This is a genomic window from Candidatus Flexicrinis affinis (assembly GCA_016716525.1).
Lineage (GTDB): Bacteria > Chloroflexota > Anaerolineae > Aggregatilineales > Phototrophicaceae > Flexicrinis > Flexicrinis affinis.
The window spans coordinates 1-20,617 of sequence record JADJWE010000007.1; the positions used below are offsets into that span (position 1 = coordinate 1).

The window sequence follows — 20,617 nt, forward strand, 5'->3', positions numbered from 1 at the left end:
ATCGATGAGGCGCTGGCGCAGATTTATGCTGCATCTAGGGCCTTCAACGTCAGTCAATCCATGGTTGCGTACCGGCTCTATAAGGCCAATTTCATCTCAAAGTCTCGTTGGGATGTGATACAGAACCGGCTTGCCGCGTACAAGGTTAAGCCGCGGGCGAAGGACGAGCAAGAAACACAGTCAAAAGGCGGACCGAGTTACTATGTCGTACGTCGGCATCGCCTTGGTCATGCGGTGCTTGATTTGGTTGATCGCGCCTTGAATGAAGGCAATATCTCTCCCACGAAGGCGGGGATGATTCTCGGCGTTCAGCCTCGAAATATCGCTCCGCTCCTTGACTTTCAGGAGCGTCGATAGTGTTGTACCTTCTGGACGCCAATGTATTCATCCAAGGGCACAAAGACTATTGGCCGATTGATCAATTCCCAGAAATTTGGGAGTGGTTTTGCTACGTCGGTAGACGAGGGGACGTCAAAATCCTACGGGTGAATTTCGATGAAGTACAAGCAGGACGTAAGTCCGGCGACCCGCTCCTAGATTGGATCTCGGCGAAAAATACGCAGGTTGATCTCTTGCTAGACGAGAGTGCCAATGTCAAAGACGTGCACGTAGTCCGGGACTGCTACGGAAACGATCTTAGTGAAGATGATTGGGAGCAAGTGGGACGCGACCCATTCCTGATCGCGTATGCACTTGCTGATCCTGCTAATCGAACTGTGGTTACATTCGAGAGCCGTGCGCCGAAGAAACAAGGTAAGAACCGACGAATTCCCGATATATGTACAGATGTTGGCGTGGAATGTATACACCCCAATCAACTGACTAGGATTCTAGGTTTTACGACGGGTTGGAACAAAAAACCATAAACAACGTCGATCGAGCCTGAACGTCGTTGCACTATCGCAGTCCGCTATGTCGGCACGCGTCCGTTTGACATCGCAGCCGGCTACAAGGGCTTCCGAAGCGACCTGCCGGATTGGGCCGACATTCTCGCCCAGCTTGCGCTTACTCAGGCGAACGTTATCCTTCTTCCAGCACGCGAAGCGCTTGTCGGCGCGATGGCGCGTGAAGGACACACATGACCTACGCTGCTTGGCGTCCGATTTGGATAAAGCAGACATCACGCTGTCCGAGATAACGACGATGGCGTTATTGTGTTACCTGAACTGCAATCCGGTATTTACCGACACCAAAACTCCCATACGGCTCGCCCGACCACAGCCACACCAACTCCACATCCGCTGCCTGACCGGGCAGTAGCGTAAATGCTTCCATCCCCTCCGCCGGCGTTCGCGGCCCGGGCGGATTCTCGACATAGCCGAGCGCCAGCCAGATGTCGTCCGGCGTGATCGGGATCGGCGATGACCCGCCGTTGTACAGGCGAAACCGGGTCGTGAGCCGCCCTGTCTGTGTCGTCACACGGATGATCTGGACGTCCAAACCGGAGACCGTGTCCGGCGCAGGCGTTGCGGTCGGCTGCGACAGCGATGGACGGTCCGCGACAATTGACGGCGCGGCACCTCCAATCAGCTCACCGGTGCGGCCCAGTTCTTGCTCCGGCGGATAAGCGGCCATGATCAGAGTGCGTGTCGCAGTGGGCAGGCCTTCCGCGTCCGTCTCGCCGATTAACAACAGCACCAGTCCCGGGCTCACCTGCCGGAAGATGTCGGTTTCGCTGCGCCGTACCGCGCGCTTGTCGTCAAAGTCGTAGGTCAGGATCGCGCCGGTGTTCATCGTGAGCTGGAAATGCGTGCCGTCGCCGATCTGATCGAAATACGCGGCGTTCTCGTCCGACCACGGGATGCCGATCACCGGCCGTACCGACATGCCGCTGACGAACGACGCGGTGTCCGGGTTGTCGTCGTAGCGCCACTCGGACGCCTGCACGCGGCGGCGCTGCACCACCCACAACCGCGGCGCGGAGTCGTCAGGCAGGATCACCTGCAAACTGACCGGATAAGCGACTTCGCGGCCGCCGTCGCTGCCTTGAATCACGTCGTCCTGCGACTCAAGCGCCAGCGGTGTCGGCGTCGGGCTGATCGCAGGCGCCGGCGTCAACGTTTCGGTCGACGGCAGGTCAGCGACGACGGACGGCGATCCACCGCCGAGCCGCGAGACCAGCATCACGACGAACAGCAGCGCCGCCACGCCGATACACATGACGACCGCGCGTGACGGCTTGCCGGATGCGGCGTTCGCTTCGTCTTCCGGCGCGTCCAACACGACGTTCTGCCGGGCGGCATCCTGCACGCGTCCCGGTGTTCTCGCCCAGCGCGAGCCGATCGGGATCAGCGCCGATGTCGCGTAGCGCTGGAGCAGTTCGCCGGCCACTTTGCGCTCAAGCTGGTCCGAGCCGACCGCGCCGGCCGTGCGGACCTCGCGCTCGTAGGCCGCCTTGTATGCGCGCTGTCGCTCGGTCGGCACCAGCTCCCAAAGCGCCTGCAATTCGCTCAGGCTCAACGTCTGGAGTTCGTCCACGGTGTGATAGCGCACCGTCTCCATCAGCCGTTGCCCCCAACTACCTTGTCGCTATCACCCTGAGCCGAATCTCTAGGTGTCGTCACTGAGTACGCCGTTCCGCCTTCGGGTGTCGGCGCGTTCACGGTCACGTCAATCTGCGGCGGGACGTTGACCAGCCCGTGCGCGGTCAGTGTATTCGGCAGCAGCCGGGCGGTGACTTCCAGCCGCGTCACCTCGCGCTCGGCCTCGTCTCGCGACGCGCCGGCGCTCACGATCTGCTGGATCAACTGCGACCGGGACTCGTCCGTCAGGCGGCGATCCGGCGTCTGGTTGATCTCCCGTGCCACATGCTCGGTCTGCTGCGGCGAGAGGCCAAGCCGCGCGGCCTGATCGATGAACACGCCGAAACGCGAAAGATCGTCGCGCACTGGCGGCCGGTCCTCCGTCGGCTTCACGCCAAGCGCCTGCGCGATCGCCAGCCCGACGCTCAAGGTATCGACGCCCAACGCGCCGTGACCGCCCAGCAACCGCATCACGTCCCCCATCACGCCGGCGATGTTGTCCCTGCCGGTGACTTGCAGCTGCCCGAGACGTTCGGTCAGGTGCGTTTCCAACTCTTCGCCGCGCATGTCGTCGGCATAGGTCTGGCGCTCGACCGCCTCCCGTTGTGGCTCGGCAGGCGTGAACATGCCGGTTCGGCGCGGCGATGGTGGTTCACCGGTACCCTCGTCCCTCTCTGTCGATTTAGCGGCGCCGCTGCCTCCCGGTACGGTCCAGCTTGCCAGCGCTTCGCCGACCGCTGGCACCAGCATCGGACGCGCGAGCATGCGGCCCCGCTCGTCATAAACGGCGTGGTCCGGATCGCGGTCGCTCAGCAGCAGCGCGCCGATCAGCGGCCCTGCGATGCGCCCGATGACCGGCAAGTTGTCGGCTACCCGCCGCGTGGCTGCGCCTTCGCTGAACTGCTCTGCCGCGCTGCCGAGCGCCGTGTTGCGAAGACCCGGCAGATGCGTCAGGGTTCGCGCCGCGCCCGTCAGAACACTGCTTCCGCCGAACATCAGGCCTGCTGCCTGCGCCGCCGTCGCCCCGCTGTGCAGCGCGCTCATGCCTGCCAGCGCGTTCGATCCGACACTGGCCGCCGCCGATGCCGTCCCCAGTGCAGCGCCCGCCGTACCGGTCACCGCCGCCGATGTGACCATGCCCGGCGTCATGAACACCCGACCGGTCGCCTGGCCCATCGCGTTGAACAGCCGGTTGAAGCTGTTCCAGACGGCTTTGACGCCCGACCACAACGTGATGGCGATGAACACCAGGCAGATCAGGCCGATGCCGATGATCCCGGTCGCGCTGCCGGTCGCTGCGCCTGCGAGGAAGAAGCCGATCACCAGCGCCTGAATCAAGGCGATGATCGCGGTCTGCACGATCAGCTCGATCCACTGGTTGATCATGTTGTGGGCGATGCTTTCGGTACGTTTGAAGAAGGCGAAGAGGATCGCCAGTCCGAACGAGACGAAGGTGATCCCCATCGCGATCGTGATCAGCAGATGCACGATCTGCTCGACCAGCGCGAACAGCAGCAGCGGCCAAGCGCTCAAGGCGCGCTGCTGCGACGATCCCGCCATCGACACCGCCGTGGCACGTACCGCACCATCGACGCCGTCCCAAGTAATCGGCGCGACGGTGTGGTCGAAGTAGCCGCCGTCGAAGTTCCAGTCCATTGGCACGACCGAGGTTCCACCAACACCTGCCCAGGTCGACGGATTCGGGTTCTGGAAGTAAATGCCGCAGCCCGGTGAGAAGACCGGCTGCGGATAGCCCATGACATCCTGAGCGTGGCCGCGCAGGTAGGCTATCGCGATATCCAGCCCGTCGATCGGTCCCGGTCCGGTCGCGCCGGGCAGATAGACGTCGAACTGATCACACAGACTGCCCAAGCCGAGGTCGTTGGAGTTGACCTGCGCTAGGGACGAGAAATCGCCGGCGTTGGCGCCCATCCCATTGAGCACGCTCACGTACATGACTTGACCGATGTTCAGCCGGAAGTCATTGAGACCCTGATAGAAACTTGGCCCGATGCTGAAGAACAGCGCGCCGGCGACGTACCAGATCAGTGCGCTGCGTGGACTGACGACATCCAGCCGGATGAACGATGCCAGCATGTAGGTGATGCCGAGGACCAGCATCGCCGCGATGAACACGTAGCCGACCGCCACGCCGAGGCTTCCGTTCGTCTGCGCGATCACCGGCGCGAATACGTGATCAATCAGCCACTGGTTGACCAGTTTTACCGTGTAGCCCGCCATAATCAGGGCTTCTTGCAGGTTCCAGTGAATCCCGGCGATCAGCACGATAATGCTGTACAACAACTCGTCGAGCATGCGCGCGAAATCAGGCATTGGGTTTCCCTCTAATCGGCGACATCGCCGCTGCAAAACGGGTTAGAAGCGTTGACCCAGGTGATCCGGTTCGCGCCGCCGTCCAGCGAGTACGTAAGCTGGTGCAGACTCCCGGCAGGTCCGAACGCGGCCAACCGGTAGATCCGCGAGTTGCCGGGCTCGAGTGCGGCGTAGTTCTCGTTCCAGTAGCCGGCGGCCTGCATTGCCGCCTGTGAGGTCGGCCACGTCCCGATCAACGGTCCGCTGAAGGTGTCGATACGCGTGATCGTCATCAGCGCGACCGGGACCGTTTCGTATACCGCGCTGCCCAGATTGGCGATCTCAAGCTGCCACGTGTACAAGCTGCGCGGCTCGCCGCTGATCGGCTCAGCGGGCACTGACGCCACGTCGAGCAAACGGAAGCGCAGCCGCAGGGGCGCGCCGGACTGCCCGACGAACACGGCATCGCCGGCATAGAAGTCCTGAGGCGGTGTGATTACGTACGGCGTCGGCGGCAGCGGAAGCAGTGTTGGCAGCGGCAGCGGCGTGCCGGGGAGCGGGGTCGGCTGCGGGATGACGGCCGTCGGCACGGGAGTCGGACAGACATAGTACGGTGTCTGCAGGACCGCCGTCCCGCAGGCCAAGATCGCAGAGACGACGGCCACTGCCGCGGTCAGGAAACGCAGCATGCGCGACATTCGCGTTCCTTCCTACGGAATCAGCCCCGGCTGGTTGCCAGGTGCAAGTAGATGCGTGAAGCGAACGTTTCCGCCGCGCCGGCCGTTCGGCACCGACCACACTTTGCCGAAATACGGCACCACGACCCGTACCGGCGTATCAGCTACGAACTGGATCTGCGCGTAGCCGCTGACGTCTGTGAACGCCTGCGCGATCACCCGATTGGTGCCGGTTTCGACCACGCGCACGGGGATGCCAGCCACGCCTTCCGCCGGATCGACGGCGCGGTTACCGTTCTCGTCGTAGGCAATGACCACGGAGATAATCATCTGTGCAGGCGGCATGGGCGTGGTGATCGGCAGAGCCATCGGCGGGGCCGACACGAGCTCAATGCGTGCAACGTCGCGCGGCTCGTCGGTCGGCGGTGGCACAAATGGCGGCGCGCCGATGATCGTGTTGAGTTCAGCGCGATACACCTGCACGGCGTCCAGCGCGATTGCTGAACGTTCGCTGTCCGGATTGTGCTCGCCGGCGCTCCGCAGCGTGAGAACGTGCGGTCCTGCGCCGAGGCTGTACACCGGTGAGCCGGGAAATGCGAGCTCAGGCGAATAGGCATCGACCGTATCGATGATCGTTCCGTCGACAATCACGTCGAACACGCCCATGTTGCGCGCCGCGACATACCGGATCCGCAGTCCCTCGCCGTCGAACACCATGCTGACGGCGCTGTTCGGTTCGTCTGAGCGGTGATACTGACCGCGGCTGGCACCGGCCTGCTGTCGGCGCTCCCACGGCGTGCTGTAGCGTATGGCCGGATGATCCGACTCGTAGCTGATCCATCCGGTGTAAGGCGGCGCCTGATCGGTTGCATCCGGCAGCGGCTCGAACGGCTGTGGGGGAGCTGGCAGCAAGATCGTCCCAGCTGGAAGTCCCGTGGGTGTCGGCGGGACGAACACGCCGGGCACGACCGCATGGACTTCAAGCACGCGTGTCGAAAGCGTGGGAGTCGTCGTTGAAGTGGACGTCGCGGTGTGCGTAAGCGTCGCGGTCGCCGTCCATGTCGCTGACGGCGTCGGTGTTCGGGTTGCCGTGGCGGTCTGTGTAGCCGTCTGGGATGAAGTCAGTGACGGCAGCACCATCAGCGTGGGCAGCGGCTCACTGGCCTTGACATGTCGCTCAACGACAAAGTAGGCCGCTACGCTCCATGCCATCAGGCATACAGCCGTCAACACCAGTAATCGCCGCATGTTCGCCTCCGCCGAGATTCCTGCATCTCAGCGTAGCAACCGCGGCGATCTCAATCTGACGAGAATTACAGTCTTGCGTTGGCGATTTTGCCAACGTCACGATGTCAGTTGGACGGGAATGCGAAGCCTTCCTGAATGGCCATGCTGATCAGGTGCTCGTTGGTCTGGACACCGAAGCGCCGGCGCAGCTTCTGGCGCACCCAATAGATGCGCCGCAGCGGCACGTCCATCTGCCGGGCGATGTCGCTGACATGCAAGCCTTGCGCGAGTAGCCGCAGCACGGCGCGGGCTTCCGCGTCGAGCTTCCAGTCGCGCAGCGGGGACTGCATCGCGGTCAGGTACTCGGCGTTCGCGGTTGGCGAGAGGTATGGCCACCCCCGCAGTGCCATATCGACGGCCACAGGCAGACAGATATTCAGATCGTCGCCGACCATCAGGTAGCCTTTCGCCCCGGCCGCGAGCAGGTCGCGGATCAGCAGTCCGTCGCTCAGTGTTCCCATGACGATGATGTGCGCAGGTGGCACAGCGTGTCGAAGTTGCTCGACCAGCGCCAGCGTGTCGATGAGCGGATCGAAGCGATCCCCCAGGAGGATGATATGGGGCTGCTCCGACGTGGCTTTCGCGATCAGATCGCTGCCGTTTTCGGCCCTGCTGAGTGTTGTTTGGGCTCGCCGCAGAAGAACGGTTTCCGCGCCGATGACGCTCAGGCTGTTGCTGTCTGCGACCAGGATTCGCGCTGACATCGTTTTACCCTCGAATGATAGGCTGTGCTCTCAGCATATCGCAGGTCATTCCGCGCGCGATGTCACGCTGTGACATTTGATGCACAAAGATTTGCATCGATGTGAAAATCACGAGACTGTAGACTAAGCGTGATGAGCACCGACGAATATGGCAAATACCCTGAGGCTATTCAGGAGCAGAATCGGGGACAAGGTTTGCCTTGTCTGATGCCTTCAGCGATGCGAGGAGTTTGACCATGAGCTTGCGTAGATACTGGATCAAATTCGATCAGCATCCGAATAGCCGCGCGATTGGGACGGGGCTTGGCTGCGGCGTAACTGCGTTCAGCTACGAGGACGCACTGGACTTGCTGCAAGACAAGGTCTTCACGGAGAAGCCGATTCCCCCTGTACTATCTGTCATAGAGGATGTGGACGTTTCGACGCTGGACGCAGACCATGTGCGGCCCAATATGGGCAATCCGCTGAAGCGTGGCATCTGGTTTCCGCTGGCCTATGCTGAGAAGACTTGGTGAGGGTGGGCGGATGCAGCAGACCTATCCCGAAATCCTAGACGCCTTGGGGCTAAACTAAACTATGCGGATCGTACATCGTGTTGGAGTGAACGCAGACACCAAAGATCAACGGGAGTTGGCCCGCCTCGGCGTGTCCGTCGATCTCGGAGTGGGTGCTTTCGAAGTCGATGAGGCCAATGTTCACTGGCCCGAGATACGGGAGTGGGCACGTCGCCATAGAGCTGTCGTTTTCGCTTGGACGGAATTCACGCCCGAAGAGATTCAGAATGCGGCATACGTGTTCATGTTTGCACACCGTGCGAAAGGATACCCTCAGCCAGAGAACGGTTACGAGGACATCACCTACGATCTCTCTAACTACTGCGCCAGATGTGGTGTCGGCAAAGTGCAGAAAGCCCCCTTCCGGCTCAAAGGCGAACCGAAGTGGGGAAAGACCGATGTCTTTCAGGTCAACTGGGTTGGTGACGAATTCTTCGTCAAGCCCGACGTATGGCAAAGGGCCTTCGAACCCTTGGGAGTTAGGAAACGCGAAGTTCTGAGCGCCGGGGGCAAACTCCTGACCACCGTGGTTCAGCTCGCCGTCGACGAGTACGTGGACGTCGACGTGAACCCTGAAACCGGCACGCCGTGTCCCGAGTGTGGCCAGACCAAATATGCGTTTACCATGCGCGGGATGTTCCCGGGCCTGAAGGAGCCTCCGACCGCGAATCTGGTCCGAACGCGGCAGACGTTTGGCCCGGCGGGAGGCGGTGCAAGCGCTTATCAACCGCTGTTGGCGTCACAGCAACTGGTCCAATCGCTCCAGCGCCACAAGGTCACCGGTGTCGGCTTCTGGCCGGTGGCTGAGTCGACCTAATCGGCTTGCGCGGGTGGGCAACGGTAACCACCCCAGTGCGAAGTGACTTCGGAGTTCCACCACTCATGAATGACCTTAAGCCAATTCACTTGGCAATTCTGGACATCTTGTCCTTAAAACCACGTGCCGGCTGGTACGGAATTGCCATTAGGTTGCCAAAGTACGACGTTGAGCTGGGTACGGATCTGATTGCCGATCTGAGGTTTCTCGAGAAGGAAGGATTGATTACGCGCTTTCCGGCTGTGAATCCAAGTCATGACGAGTACGAACTTACGCCACGCGGAGCTTCGATCGTTCAGCAGCACAAATCGTAGTCGAGCAACGAAGCCGGCCCGAGACGCTCTAGACTGAGACGAAACGAACCGGGCTTGATGCCGACGTCGACGCATCGGCATGTCGATTCGACCTGAGGGCGCGGTAGCTTCCAGCGTCACCCGCGCATCGCAAGAGCAGCCAAACTGAACCCTACGACCGTGATCAGACTTCGGCTTCTGTCAGCCGTTCTGACAGGGTTGGCCCCACTCGGTGTCGCGGTAGGCCTCGTACAACGGATCGCCCACACACCACGGGCAGCGGATCCTCGAGTCGGTCAAGGGGGACTCTTCCTCCAAGAGACAAACGCCGGCGGCTGGTCGCCGATCAACTCTGCCGTGCCGCGCAGATCACGGAGCCGTACGCCGGAACGTGTCAACACCGGAGACCGGGGGCGGAACAGGCAGCAGCTCGCGTTCGCTGGTGGGCGCCACGATCTCGAGCGTTAGGTCATCTACTCGAAGCCGGCCGGAAGCGGTGTAGGCGCCGAGTACCAAGACGACCTTGTCCATAGAGTGTTTCAATGGTGCCTCAACATGAATTGGAGCGTAGTCGTACGTTCCGGTCGGGATTGCGACGACGGTCTTCTTTGACTGCCCGGTTGCATACTTGGACTTGAGGACGATCTTCGCGCCGTCAGAGAGATTCTTTGCCGAAGCGTGAATTACGAGATGCACCTTCTCGCCTGTTTCGCTCCACCCCGACATTGGGATCTTCTGCTGGATTTTGCGGCTGACGGTAGTCGGCAGGCCGCTGCTGAATTCGAAGATGCAGTCGCCTTCAACCGTGCCGATCACTTTTGACGGTGATGTGCAGCGCCGGCGATCTTTGGCGAGCAATCCCTTTCCGATCCACCCGTCCGCCGAATTCGGGTCAATGCCTTCGGTCTCGAAGCCGCCGTTCATGAGCTCCAGCGGTGGTAGATTCGGCACAATCTTGAGGATTACGGCGTCATACGTCCCGCCGTTGAAGGTCAGATAGGGCCATGGTCCGAACGTTTCGAGATACCGAGACACCGTATGGCCGACGATGTAAATGTTGCCTTGGCCATCCACCGCAATTCCTTCGCCTTCGTCACGGTTTTCTTCGCCATAATAGCCCGCCGACAGCAAGCCGGTTCCGTCGGCCTTCACCTTGACGACCCATATGTCGCCGGCCCCGTTGCCAGAAGAGTAGGGTCCGCCTTTCACTGGATACTGTGAACCGCCGCTTAAGGTTACCCCGGTGACGTATGCGATACCAGACGAATCAACTGCAACGCCATAGGCATACTCTCCTCTTGGACCCCCGATGTACCCGCCGTAGATGAACGAGGTACCGGACGGGTGGAGCTTAGCGATAAACCCGTCGTATTGATTGTCGAGAATCAGCTTAGGTCCTACCGAAGCTGGAAAGGTGTGTGGGGGATAGCGATCGTAGACACTGCCAACGAAGTATACGTGCTCGTCAGCATCGACCACGACATCCCACGCAATCCCATCCAGAAAGGCAAGGTACTCCAGTCCAGTTCCTTCCGGGTTTACTTTGGCGACGAATGCCACGTCTCCTGAGTTGTTGCCAACAGTAGGATCAGGACTGAATACCGGCACGCCCGGCGGGTCCCAATCACCATACGCATTGCCCACTACGTAGGCACTGCCGTCCAGATCGACCGCGACCCCTCTGCCCCAAGAATCATCGATGCCGCCGAGGTATCCCGAATACGCGAGCGACTCCCCCGAGGCGACTACCTTTGTGATAAATGCTAGGTGACCTGAAGATCCGGGATTAACTGGTGCAAAGTACGGGCCGACAACATTTGGAAAGCCGCGATACACCGACACTGTGTAGCCCGTTACGTACACGTTCAGGTCGCTGTCGATTGCGACGTCATAGCCGTAGTCCCAGATCTGACCACCGATAAAGCCGGCAAATACCAACGCCGTACCCTCCGGGTTGATCTTGGCAACGAAGGCATCCTCCATACCGTTTGCAGTGAGATCTGGCCCGACGACGCCAGGGAAGGCATAGCCTGAATTGACTGTGCCTGCAACATACGCGCTGCCGGAACTATCTACAACGATACCGGACCCTTCGCTTGACCCGCCGATGAACGCGATATACTCGAACCCCGTCCCTGAAAGAGTGAGCTTGGCGACGAAGGTAGTCCCACCGGCAGGGGTGCCTAGCGGACCGCCGACATAGGGAAAACTCCCATCGTTGCTCGACGTGCTGCCGACAATGTAGACGTGTCCATACTGGTCGACCGTCACGTCGTTGGCTCGGTCTACGTTGAGCCCACCCAAGAACCCGACGTATTCGATCACCGGATCAATCACGAGTTCACGTGTGCGGTCATAATCGCCAACTTCGAAGACGACGTCGTCGCCGTCGATCACGAACCGGCTCGCGACGACTTGTTGGTTTCCGTCGATAAGCTGGTACGTGAAGGGCGCGTTCATGGCGAGCGAGTCGTCACCGAACGAGAGAATCAGGTCGCCCGACTCGTCGATGTGGATGGAGTCGACCGGGTCGAAGCGCAGTCGGATCTGAGACGGGTCCGCGTTTGGGGCGACGATGAAATCGTACTGGAGGCGCGCCGCCGTGGTGTAGAACACGGCGTCGATACCATCGTAAAGCGCGGCGTAGCGCAGGCGTGAGTAGTTCGGCACGCCAGTGACCCACTCATCCGGTTGGCCTTTGAAGTAACTGGTGATTCCACCCGTCTCCAGTTCGCCGGCCAATTGGGTATCTGGCCGTGCGCCGGCGAATGTGAGCGACAACCCGTAGGTGTGGACGGTGCCTCTGGGCAACGTGGAGTACGGACAATCGCACGCGGGTGACTCGTCGTCGGTGATCCCGGTCAGCACTCCGAAACCAACGCCGGTTTCGGTGAACGAAAGATTGAGGGCGCCTGCGCGCGTGATGTATCGCGCGTCGGACTTCACCTGACCCCGGTTCTCTTCGAATACCGCGGCAAGGTCCATCTGCGCGACGGTCAGTTCGTCCCCGATTGTATTGACCGGCGCCGTGATGGACCCGGCTGCGGACGCTGCGCTTATCGAACCCATGAAGGCTAAGGCAAGAATCAGGATTGTCGCGGTCTTTGTGCGAACAGCCACGGTCGACGTCCTCGTACGCGGATACCCCTTCAATATACTACTTGGAAATACTTTGTGAATATGGCCACCTGTCCGCACACAGATTGGGCGATACCCTGAGCTCTTCATTTGCAGTAGCTCACGGGCAGCGGAGCTTCGATCGTTCAGCAGCACAAATCGTAGTCGAGCAACGAAGCCGAATTCCCCGCTGCAATTAACCCCATTAGGAGGTCACGCGGTTGCGGCTGCCATCGGCCTTAACGTCGCAGCGAGCAGCAGGAGCAATCCCCCCGGCACGAACAGCAGACCAAAACCCCACGCCCCGACGATGGCCATGCCCACTGTAAAGAGCACCGCGAGCCAAAGCAAACGACGCGCAAGCGCGGCATTGTCGATGCGCGTACTGACCAGCGCCATGATGCCCGCAACAACCATCAAGGCCAGAAAGACATACCCCACCGGGCTGCCGCCCTGTTGGATATACGACTGCCGGTTACAGACCATGTCCTGACCCTGCGGCAGGCATGTGGCGAACACTGGAAGGAACAGGATACTGATCGCCAGAGCGATCTGCATCAACCCGCCAGCAACTGCAAATAGAGATGCTCGACTCTTGGGCATTGCCGCCTCCCTCTAGTAACAAGCCATTGTCCAGTACCACAACAAGCTCCACGTCCGGTATTCCTGCGTGAATCGACAGCTTCCAGTGCCGTTTGCGTAAACGGTGGGGTAGTTCTGCAGCTTGTTGTAGTAGATCGTCCCGCTGCAGTCGAAGAGGCCCTTGTACTTGAATTCGCCGGATTGAAGGAACCCCACCCATGGCAGGCCGACACCGCCCGAAATCTGCATATTGTTCTGAACTTTGAGCTTCCAGCCTTTGCCGCAGGACGGCGGTTTGTTCTCGCGGTGCGACAGCGTTCCGCCGCCCGCGCTGTAGCTCACGATTTGAGTGCTGTTGTATGTGAAGCTGATCGAGCTATACACCTTGTTCAACGTGATGTTGACGATGTCATGAACAGCTTGCTCCGCGTAGTACGTCGCAGTCCCGCGAGCGTTCGCCTGCTCTCCTGCCGTAGAAGGCTCCAAGACCGTTTGACGGGATTGCGTGCTCAAGGCAATGGTCGGCAGCTGGTCTAGAGGTACGGTGATGACCGGGCCAACGACTGGACGGCAGTCTTCATCGAGCCGTATTGTCCTGAAGTTCGCCTTGCCGGCCGGTGGTGCATCGAAGGTTGTGGAGATGACGCCCGGAGGACAATCCCCTTGCCCGGGTGGAACTGACTGAGCGTGTGTCGGGTTCCCTAAGCCCGCGAGGACGAACAGCATGCTCCAGACGATGAGTGTGATTCTGTTCTGGTGCATTTTGCGCCCCCGCGCGGTAAATTCGCATAGCACCATTCTAAGCAATATAGTTCGCATTCACTCTCAAAATAACCTCAAAGATTTCTCAAAATTCACGCCGATCGCATAAGGAGCATCGGAATGAATCCAAGCCAACCTGTACTCAGAATTGATCTGAATTCGCTTGAGGTGCACAAAGGCGGGGAGATAATCCGACTCAGTCGTACCGAATGGAATCTGCTTCGTGTCTTGATTGAGCACAAGAATCAACCGCTGTCACACGAGTTCCTGTTGCAGACCGTTTGGGGTGACGGTTACGGGAAAGAGAGTAACTATCTACATTCCTTCGTGGGACAGCTGCGAAAGAAACTCGGTGTCGGCACAGGGGATCCACAGTACATCATGACCCTGCCGAGGGTGGGATACAAGTGGGTTGAGCAAGCCGACTCAGAGGTGCATCCTCAGTTTGCGGCGGCAAGACAACCGGACCGCCGCAGTCTTCTACCCGCTGCCCTGACGTCATTCATTGGTCGCGAACGAGAACGCGGATTGTTGGAGAGGATGCTTCGGAAGCGCGACATACGCCTGATCTCGCTCACGGGGCCTGGCGGCATCGGCAAGACGCGGCTTTCGCTTGAGGTCGCTGAACACCTGGCGAATGATCAGTTCTTCGCTGATGGAATTCACTTCATTGCCCTCGAAACGATCGATACGGCCGATCTTGTCGTGGGCACCATTGCGCGCACATTCGGAATTCGAGAGAAACTCGGCGAGGACGTGCTGTCGTCCCTCAAGCGGCATTTGCGCGATAAGGACTTGTTGCTCATTCTCGATAATTTCGAGCGCGTTCACTCAGCCGCAGAGCACATTCTCGAGATTCTCAAAGCTGCATCGAGTGTGAAAGTTCTGGTGACGAGCCAGGAGAAACTGAACCTTTACGGTGAGCACAATTTCGAAGTGCCCCCGCTTTCACTGGCTTCCGATCCCGACATTGCCGGTGACGAAAACGTCGCGTTGAGCGAAGCAGTGCAGCTCTTCGTTGATCGGGCGCAAGCGGTACACCCCTACTTTGAAATCACCGCCGACAACGTCGCGATCGTTCAGCAACTGTGTGACCGGCTAGACGGACTGCCGCTGGCCATAGAACTGGCCGCCGTCCAAAGCAAACGGTTTGCACCGCAGGAGCTGCTGGCAAAGCTGGACAGCCAACTATCAGTACTCGTTGACGGACAGTCCAATCTCCCGCCACGCCATCAGACACTGCGGGCGGCAATCGACTGGAGTTACCAACTGCTTGACACGCAAGAACGCAAGCTCTTTGTCGCCCTCAGCATCTTCAACGGGAGCTTTTCGCCCTCCACAGCTGCGGCCGTATGCGCCAGCGACGCCAATCAAGCTGCGCGTGTTCCACAAAAGCTTCTGTCCCTCCAAGACAAGAGTCTGCTGACCTCGCAATCGGATGACGTCTACGGCGAAACACGCTATACGATGTTGGGTTCGTTTCGTGAGTTCGCCGGTCAGCTGCTCGGCCGGCGCGAAACAGAGGAACTAGGCCGTCGTCACGCAGACTACTACGTGGGGCTGCTGGAACAGACGAATCACGTTCCGCCCGACCAACGCATGGGGTGGCTTGCTCGTGATGTGGGCAACTTCCGCGCTGCGCTGCGGTGGGCGCTCACAAACAGGGCCGGTGAGACGGCGCTGCGCCTCGCGGTCGGCATGTATGAGCTTTGGCAGCATATGGGCATGCTGCGTGAGGGGAAGCAGTGGCTCTTTGATGCGCTCGACGCCACACAGCATCTCACCACTCCTTTGCGCGCCCGTGCCCTGTATTGCGCTGCTGCGCTCGCGGATTGGCTTGGCGAGTATCAGATCGTTCAGAGCCTCTATAGAGAGAGCCTTCGCTTGTACGAAGCGTCTGGCGATGCCGCCGGTGTTTCGAGCGCACTGTTGGTCCTGGCCTCGGCGCTTATCAATCAGGGTGATTTTGTCGAAGGGCGCGAGCTTTCTGAACAAGCGTTGCGCGTTGCACATGACAACCAGAACCCGTCAGGCATCGCTTTCGCCCTCAACAATCTGGGCATGGTAGCGACCTATCAGGGAGATGCGCTAAAGGCACGGGAATACTATCAGGAGATGCTGTCCCTCTGGCAGTCGCTCAACTACAGCCAAGGGACGGCGTGGGCGTTGACCGGCCTGAGCTGGGCGGAATTGCTGCACGGAAATTACTCTGAAGCGCAGAAGCATATCGATAGAAGCCTGGAACTGCATCGGCAATCCGGGGATCTGCTGAGTTCGGCGCTGGCGCTTGCCTGCGACGGCTGGATCGCGCTGTATACGGCGGATGTCGACGCAGCCGTGCAGAAGTTGTCGAACTGTCTGGCGCTATGCCGGGAGCTGGGGCTGGTCAATCTGAGCGTCTGGCCGCTGGTCGGCCTCGGACGCAGCGCGTTGTTTCTGGGAAACCCGGCGCAGGCGCGGCACTGGTGTGAAGAAGCCCTGCGCCTCTGCAAAGATTTGAACTTCCCGCCCATGACTCCGTGGGTCTACATCGCCTTTGGAAAGCTCTACCGCCTGGAGAGGGATGTCGAGTCGGCGTTTGACTACCTCGATCGCGCGTTGACCCTCAGCCACAAGCGCGGGGACAACAATGCGTTGACCGCAGCGCTGGAAGAATTTGCTGCTCACTTCGCCGATCAGGGTCACGTGAAGCTGGCCGTGCAGCTCTATGGATTTGCAGATCAGTCGCGTGTAACTCACGGCCTGCCGTTGTCGCTGATCGACCGCGCAGAGTACGATGAGGTGACGACGGCTCTGCGGGCAAACAAGCACGCAGATTGGAACGCGAATTGGCAGGTTGGACGGTCACTGAGATGGTCGGACGTCACCGCGCTGATCTATGACCGGCGGATCGGATTTGACCAAGGCATCGGCCAATAGCCAGTATCCCGTTGGCGGACATCAACTGCTCGCCTGCTCAACGCCCTGCGTATCCAGCAGCCCGCTCTGGTGTGCGGTCGCTATCAGGTGTGTATTGCTCTGCACATTGAACAGAGCCCTCAGCGACTGGAGAATCCGATACACCGTGTGGCTTCTCACTCCGATGTGTGACGCGATTTCCTTCGCGTCCAGGCCATCTGCCAGCAGTCTGAGCACATCAATGTCACGTTGAGACACTCCAGTCGGCAAGCGGCGCTGCGAATCGATGAATTCTGAGATCCCCGGTGACAGATAGGTGCCGCGCTGCTTGCCCAGGATAATCGCCTGGGCGAGATAGCTCTCCAGATCGTCATTCCTCTGCAGGATTCCGCGAACGCCGTGCACTTGAAGCAACTTCAAGACCTGACTGACGGTAGGCCGCTGCAGGATGAGGATCACGGCGACTCCGAAGTGCTCGAAACAGAGCGACTGCACTTCAAGCAGGAGATTCGTGTGCCTCGGCAGCGACTCATCAATCAGGATCACATCGACCGGGTGGTCGTCGAGATACAGATGAGCAGCCGGAAAATCTGACACGGTGCAAACCACGTCAATCGACGGCTCTGACCTGGCCATGATCTGATGAATACCGCTGCGCGTAAGCGCGTTGGTCGAAATGAAAGCCAGTCTGATCGGTCGCATCGGCTGCTACTCCCTGTTTGGACTCCGCCCCTTCAAGCCACGCGTCAAGGGGTTGCAGTCGCCATTCTATGCCGCCAAATGGCCGTCTGTTCTCAACGAGTTCTCAAAGATTCTTGAGAAGACCGCTATCTCAAGATTTTCTGTCGGTTTCTCGAGGTCGCGTTGCAAGTTTTTCGCATTCGATAGACACAGATTTGCAGCGTGCAAATCTGTGATGATCGATTGTCAAAAAGTTGCATTTCGTACCCCAAATGGTGGGTTACGCTGGTACCAAGTCGAGTCGCCGGGGGGAAATTTCATGGAATGCATGACGTACGCTTCGACCCAAGTCGCCTTCCGGCTGTCTCAGGTACTCAACGATGATCTGGCGCGATATCGGGGAAGTTCAGGAGGTCCTGCATGAACAACATGTATTCAACAACAAGACTGCAGACTTCAGGACTCATTGAATCTCCCGACGTGATGATCAAGCGGGTACTCCGCGTCGCGCGAATTCTGGCCGTCGTCCAATACCCATGCGATTCCGAAGAAGAAATCACAGAAAACTGCGCTGGAAATCCGCTTCGGGGCAAGTTGCAGTATCGTGAAGAACAATCGAAGCCACATACAGTCTAGGAGCGGCAGATCGATGGCTACGAATAGAAAGAAGAGACAAGCACCGTCCCCACCCCGACCCGGATGGGCCATCTATTTGAGAACAAGCAGCGACGAGAACCAGAAGCCGGAACTCTCGCGAGAACGGCAGCGTACCATGATCCAGATGAGCTTTCTGGACTCATCCGATCTGCCAGTCCATAGGGAGTACATTGACGTGCTCACGGGCAAAGACCCGCGCCGCAAAGCCTATCAGGAAATGCTTGCTGATGCCCGTGCTGGCAAGTTCTCGCATGTGGTCGTCGAGCGCGCTGATCGGTTCGGACGGGATGATACTGAAGCACTGCGAGCGATTGATGAACTGCATGAATATGGGATTGCGGTGCGCTTTGCCAATGCGCCTGATTTGGACCCGATGGCCCCGGATGACCGGGTGCTGGTCATGCTCACCTTCGCGCTTGCCCGACGTGAGTCGGCGCTGATGGGTTTGCGGGTGAAGGGTGGCTTGAAAGCGAAGCGCGAGAGCGGCGGTTATGCTGGGCGCGCCCCGGACGGCTATCTCAACGTTCGCGGCCAAACCGAATTCGACAAACGCAGCGACATGGGACGCATCAGCCACTGGATCGAACCTGATCCAGAACGAGCGCATATCTGGCGAGAGGCTTGGGCGCTGCTTCTGACGAGACGCTTGTCTTTGAACGAGATCGCGGAGGCGCTGCACGCGAAAGGCTACTCCCTTCGTACAGGCAAGCCATTCGTCTGGGTAGGACAAAAAGGCGGACGGCGGCCAGCGATCGACCAACTGATGCGCGCCTTTACTGACTGGACATATGCCGGTTGGGTCGTAAGCGACTGCGACGGTATCGCACCCAAGACCATCCAGGGTAATTGGGAGCCGCTTGTTTCAACGGAGGAGTTCGAGGCAGGTCTAGCCATTCTCGAGCGGCTCCAGCACGATGAACTGGACAAGTAGCTGTCATGAGTAACTATGGAAGCAGGAAGTCACCATCCGTTCCACCTCAGCCGGGCTGGGCGATCTATCTCCGCACCAGCAGCGAGGACAATCAGAAACCAGAGCTGTCGCGAGCACGCCAGCGCTCGATAATCGATGGAAATGTGCTGGCGCATTCCGATTTGCCCGTGATCAACGAATATGTGGACGTACTGACGGGCAAGACACCCAACCGGGTCGGCTATCAGCAGCTTCTCGCAGATGCCCGTGCAGGTAAGTTCTCGCACGTCATCGTTGAGCGAGCAGATCGCTTCGGACGAAATGACACGGAAGCGCTGCGCGCTATCGACGAACTGAACGAATTCGGAGTCGGGGTGCGATTTGCCAACTCCCCCGATCTTGATCCGATGGATCCCGACGACCGGGTGCTGGTCGCCCTTTCATTCACGCTGGCACGGCGCGAGTCGGCCTTGCTCGGCATCCGTTCGCGCGGTGGACAACAGGCGAAGCGCAAGAGCGGCGGCTACATCAGCCTTGCGCCCGATGGGTATAGGAACGTCACTGCGCGCACCGACCCCCAGAAGCGCAGTAACCTTGGGCGTTGGGACAGTTGGATCGAGCTGGATCCTGAACGCGGTCGAATCGTCCGCGAAGCGTGGGACCTGCTGCTGGAAGACACGATGTCGGTGCGGGAAATTGCCGAAACCCTTCACGAACGTGGCTATCGTCACCGCACGGGCAGACCCTTCGTTGAAATGACATCGGCAGGAAAGCGCAAGGCGAATATCAGCTCACTCTGCAACATCTTCCATAACTGGACGTATGCGGGCTGGGTCGTCAGTTTGAAGAACGGCGTATTGCCCAAGACCGTGCGTGGCAACTGGGAACCAATCGTAACGACGGAGGAATTTGAACGGGCACAGGATATCCTGGCAAGGCGAAACGCACATCGCACCGTGCGCAGCAAGCAGTTCTATCTGCTCACCGGATTGATTTTCTACCGTCAACCGAGTGGGATGCTCCGTCGAATGACCGGCTCGACTTCCAACGCTGGGCGACGAGGCGGCGGTACACCTTACTATCGGGTTGCAGGCGCAGGAGAAGCAAGCATCCTGTGTTCCGTGATAGATGCAGCGGTTCAACACGAAATCCGCCTGATCCAAGTTGAGCCATCGCTGATTCCGCTCATCCGTGCCAGCTACACCGAAGACATTCAAAAGTACATGGGATCGTCGCGCCCTGATCGGCGCAGCCACCTGCAATTCGCATTGAAACAGGTCAATGACGAGGAAGCGCGGGCAGCCCGGTTGTATGCGGCGGGCAGGATCTCAGACGAGATTTGGGAAGGAATGTGGGCGGAATGGCAGGATCGTCGACAGACTATTCAACGCACGCTCGAAACGATGCAGCAGGAGCAGCAGGTTCATGTCGATAACCTGGACTTGGCGCTGGAAATTATCGCAAAGATAGGAACGCTGTATAATCGGCTTGAACGCAGCAGTCAGAAAGAATTGCTGCGTCAAGTAGTTGAAAGAGTCATCGTGGATGATGACGGTCAGGTAAGCTTGGAACTACGTACACCGTTCGGCTACCTCACTACACTGGTAGACGACATCAAGCGTGATAAACCGCGCATTGAGAAAACGGTGAAGCGTGGGCGAAAGGCAACCAAAAACGCCGGAGAGTTGTTACCCGGCGTTTCCCCCGAACAATGTTCGAGTCACGTCCACTCTGTCTGGGGAGGCTGGATTCGAACCAACGAATGGCGGATCCAAAGTCCGCTGCCTTACCACTTGGCGACTCCCCATTTGTGAGATTAGTATAGCATACGCTCCACGGCGGG

17 protein-coding genes, 1 tRNA gene and 1 pseudogene are annotated in these 20,617 nt (G+C 59.3%); 9 read left to right on the forward strand and 10 right to left on the reverse strand.

All coding sequences use genetic code 11. From position 1 onward, the window contains the following. A partial coding sequence (locus tag IPM16_17565; GenBank protein ID MBK9124908.1) for a peptidase occupies positions 1-357 on the forward strand: 357 nt, incomplete at its 5' end. Continuing rightward, a complete protein-coding gene (locus tag IPM16_17570; protein ID MBK9124909.1) occupies positions 357-866 on the forward strand; it encodes a DUF4411 family protein in 510 nt (169 codons plus the stop codon). The genes IPM16_17565 and IPM16_17570, both read left to right, overlap by 1 nt. Before the next feature lie 283 nt (positions 867-1,149). On the opposite strand, the gene IPM16_17575 is transcribed toward IPM16_17570, so the two are convergent. The 5 genes from IPM16_17575 to IPM16_17595 all read right to left on the reverse strand — a co-directional run bounded on the left by IPM16_17575 (position 1,150) and on the right by IPM16_17595 (position 7,503). Then, positions 1,150-2,502: a hypothetical protein gene (locus IPM16_17575; GenBank protein MBK9124910.1), complete on the reverse strand. Its 1,353-nt coding sequence runs from the start codon at positions 2,500-2,502 to the stop codon at positions 1,150-1,152. Further along, positions 2,502-4,856: a hypothetical protein gene (locus IPM16_17580; GenBank protein MBK9124911.1), complete on the reverse strand. Its 2,355-nt coding sequence runs from the start codon at positions 4,854-4,856 to the stop codon at positions 2,502-2,504. Before IPM16_17580 ends, IPM16_17575 begins: the two co-directional genes overlap by 1 nt. Before the next feature lie 11 nt (positions 4,857-4,867). Next, complete coding sequence (locus IPM16_17585; GenBank protein MBK9124912.1) at positions 4,868-5,533, reverse strand: hypothetical protein; 666 nt, start codon at positions 5,531-5,533, stop codon at positions 4,868-4,870. A gap of 12 nt (positions 5,534-5,545) precedes the next feature. Beyond that, entirely contained in the window at positions 5,546-6,760 is a 1,215-nt protein-coding gene (locus IPM16_17590) for a hypothetical protein (protein MBK9124913.1), read from the reverse strand. 104 nt (positions 6,761-6,864) lie between these two features. Further along, positions 6,865-7,503 carry a response regulator transcription factor gene (locus tag IPM16_17595; GenBank protein MBK9124914.1) on the reverse strand — a complete coding sequence of 213 codons (639 nt, stop codon included), beginning with the start codon at positions 7,501-7,503 and terminating at the stop codon, positions 6,865-6,867. Positions 7,504-7,739: 236 nt separating this feature from the next. On the opposite strand from IPM16_17595, the gene IPM16_17600 reads away from it, so the two are divergent. The 3 genes from IPM16_17600 (at position 7,740) to IPM16_17610 (ending at position 9,188) form a co-directional block, all read left to right on the forward strand. Beyond that, on the forward strand, positions 7,740-8,018 hold the full coding sequence (locus tag IPM16_17600) for a hypothetical protein (GenBank protein ID MBK9124915.1): 279 nt from the start codon (positions 7,740-7,742) through the stop codon (positions 8,016-8,018). 85 nt (positions 8,019-8,103) lie between these two features. Continuing rightward, positions 8,104-8,874: a hypothetical protein gene (locus IPM16_17605; protein ID MBK9124916.1), complete on the forward strand. Its 771-nt coding sequence runs from the start codon at positions 8,104-8,106 to the stop codon at positions 8,872-8,874. Positions 8,875-8,939: 65 nt separating this feature from the next. After that, positions 8,940-9,188, forward strand: a complete 249-nt coding sequence (locus tag IPM16_17610) for a hypothetical protein (protein MBK9124917.1) — start codon at positions 8,940-8,942, stop codon at positions 9,186-9,188. Between the two features lie 348 nt (positions 9,189-9,536). Here IPM16_17610 and IPM16_17615 read toward each other — a convergent pair whose 3' ends face one another. From IPM16_17615 to IPM16_17625, 3 genes are all read right to left on the reverse strand, one after another. After that, complete coding sequence (locus IPM16_17615) at positions 9,537-12,287, reverse strand: SBBP repeat-containing protein (protein MBK9124918.1); 2,751 nt, start codon at positions 12,285-12,287, stop codon at positions 9,537-9,539. Positions 12,288-12,497: 210 nt separating this feature from the next. Beyond that, a complete protein-coding gene (locus IPM16_17620; GenBank protein ID MBK9124919.1) occupies positions 12,498-12,887 on the reverse strand; it encodes a hypothetical protein in 390 nt (129 codons plus the stop codon). Between the two features lie 12 nt (positions 12,888-12,899). Further along, positions 12,900-13,628 carry a hypothetical protein gene (locus tag IPM16_17625; protein MBK9124920.1) on the reverse strand — a complete coding sequence of 243 codons (729 nt, stop codon included), beginning with the start codon at positions 13,626-13,628 and terminating at the stop codon, positions 12,900-12,902. A gap of 120 nt (positions 13,629-13,748) precedes the next feature. Here IPM16_17625 and IPM16_17630 point away from each other — a divergent pair, with 120 nt between their 5' ends. After that, the gene (locus IPM16_17630) at positions 13,749-16,547 is read left to right on the forward strand and encodes a tetratricopeptide repeat protein (GenBank protein ID MBK9124921.1); all 2,799 of its coding nucleotides are present in this window, start codon (positions 13,749-13,751) and stop codon (positions 16,545-16,547) included. A gap of 21 nt (positions 16,548-16,568) precedes the next feature. On the opposite strand, the gene IPM16_17635 is transcribed toward IPM16_17630, so the two are convergent. After that, a complete protein-coding gene (locus IPM16_17635; GenBank protein ID MBK9124922.1) occupies positions 16,569-17,228 on the reverse strand; it encodes a response regulator transcription factor in 660 nt (219 codons plus the stop codon). A gap of 399 nt (positions 17,229-17,627) precedes the next feature. Between IPM16_17635 and IPM16_17640 the strand changes: the two genes are divergently transcribed. The 3 genes and pseudogenes from IPM16_17640 (at position 17,628) to IPM16_17650 (ending at position 19,715) form a co-directional block, all read left to right on the forward strand. Beyond that, positions 17,628-17,843: a hypothetical protein gene (locus IPM16_17640; GenBank protein ID MBK9124923.1), complete on the forward strand. Its 216-nt coding sequence runs from the start codon at positions 17,628-17,630 to the stop codon at positions 17,841-17,843. Between the two features lie 13 nt (positions 17,844-17,856). Next, the gene (locus IPM16_17645) at positions 17,857-18,795 is read left to right on the forward strand and encodes a recombinase family protein (GenBank protein ID MBK9124924.1); all 939 of its coding nucleotides are present in this window, start codon (positions 17,857-17,859) and stop codon (positions 18,793-18,795) included. A gap of 386 nt (positions 18,796-19,181) precedes the next feature. After that, positions 19,182-19,715 (forward strand): annotated as a pseudogene (locus tag IPM16_17650) (recombinase family protein). 794 nt (positions 19,716-20,509) lie between these two features. Here IPM16_17650 and IPM16_17655 read toward each other — a convergent pair. After that, positions 20,510-20,581: transfer RNA gene (locus IPM16_17655), tRNA-Gln, on the reverse strand. Positions 20,582-20,617 lie beyond the last annotated feature (36 nt).

Coding starts and splice junctions, on each gene's coding strand:
- IPM16_17575 (MBK9124910.1), bottom strand. CDS start 2,502: ATGGAGACGGTGCGCTATCACACCGTGGACGAACTCCAGACGTTGAGC.
- IPM16_17580 (MBK9124911.1), bottom strand. CDS start 4,856: ATGCCTGATTTCGCGCGCATGCTCGACGAGTTGTTGTACAGCATTATC.
- IPM16_17585 (MBK9124912.1), bottom strand. CDS start 5,533: ATGTCGCGCATGCTGCGTTTCCTGACCGCGGCAGTGGCCGTCGTCTCT.
- IPM16_17590 (MBK9124913.1), bottom strand. CDS start 6,760: ATGCGGCGATTACTGGTGTTGACGGCTGTATGCCTGATGGCATGGAGC.
- IPM16_17595 (MBK9124914.1), bottom strand. CDS start 7,503: ATGTCAGCGCGAATCCTGGTCGCAGACAGCAACAGCCTGAGCGTCATC.
- IPM16_17600 (MBK9124915.1), top strand. CDS start 7,740: ATGAGCTTGCGTAGATACTGGATCAAATTCGATCAGCATCCGAATAGC.
- IPM16_17610 (MBK9124917.1), top strand. CDS start 8,940: ATGAATGACCTTAAGCCAATTCACTTGGCAATTCTGGACATCTTGTCC.
- IPM16_17620 (MBK9124919.1), bottom strand. CDS start 12,887: ATGCCCAAGAGTCGAGCATCTCTATTTGCAGTTGCTGGCGGGTTGATG.
- IPM16_17625 (MBK9124920.1), bottom strand. CDS start 13,628: ATGCACCAGAACAGAATCACACTCATCGTCTGGAGCATGCTGTTCGTC.
- IPM16_17630 (MBK9124921.1), top strand. CDS start 13,749: ATGAATCCAAGCCAACCTGTACTCAGAATTGATCTGAATTCGCTTGAG.
- IPM16_17635 (MBK9124922.1), bottom strand. CDS start 17,228: ATGCGACCGATCAGACTGGCTTTCATTTCGACCAACGCGCTTACGCGC.
- IPM16_17640 (MBK9124923.1), top strand. CDS start 17,628: ATGAACAACATGTATTCAACAACAAGACTGCAGACTTCAGGACTCATT.
- IPM16_17645 (MBK9124924.1), top strand. CDS start 17,857: ATGGCTACGAATAGAAAGAAGAGACAAGCACCGTCCCCACCCCGACCC.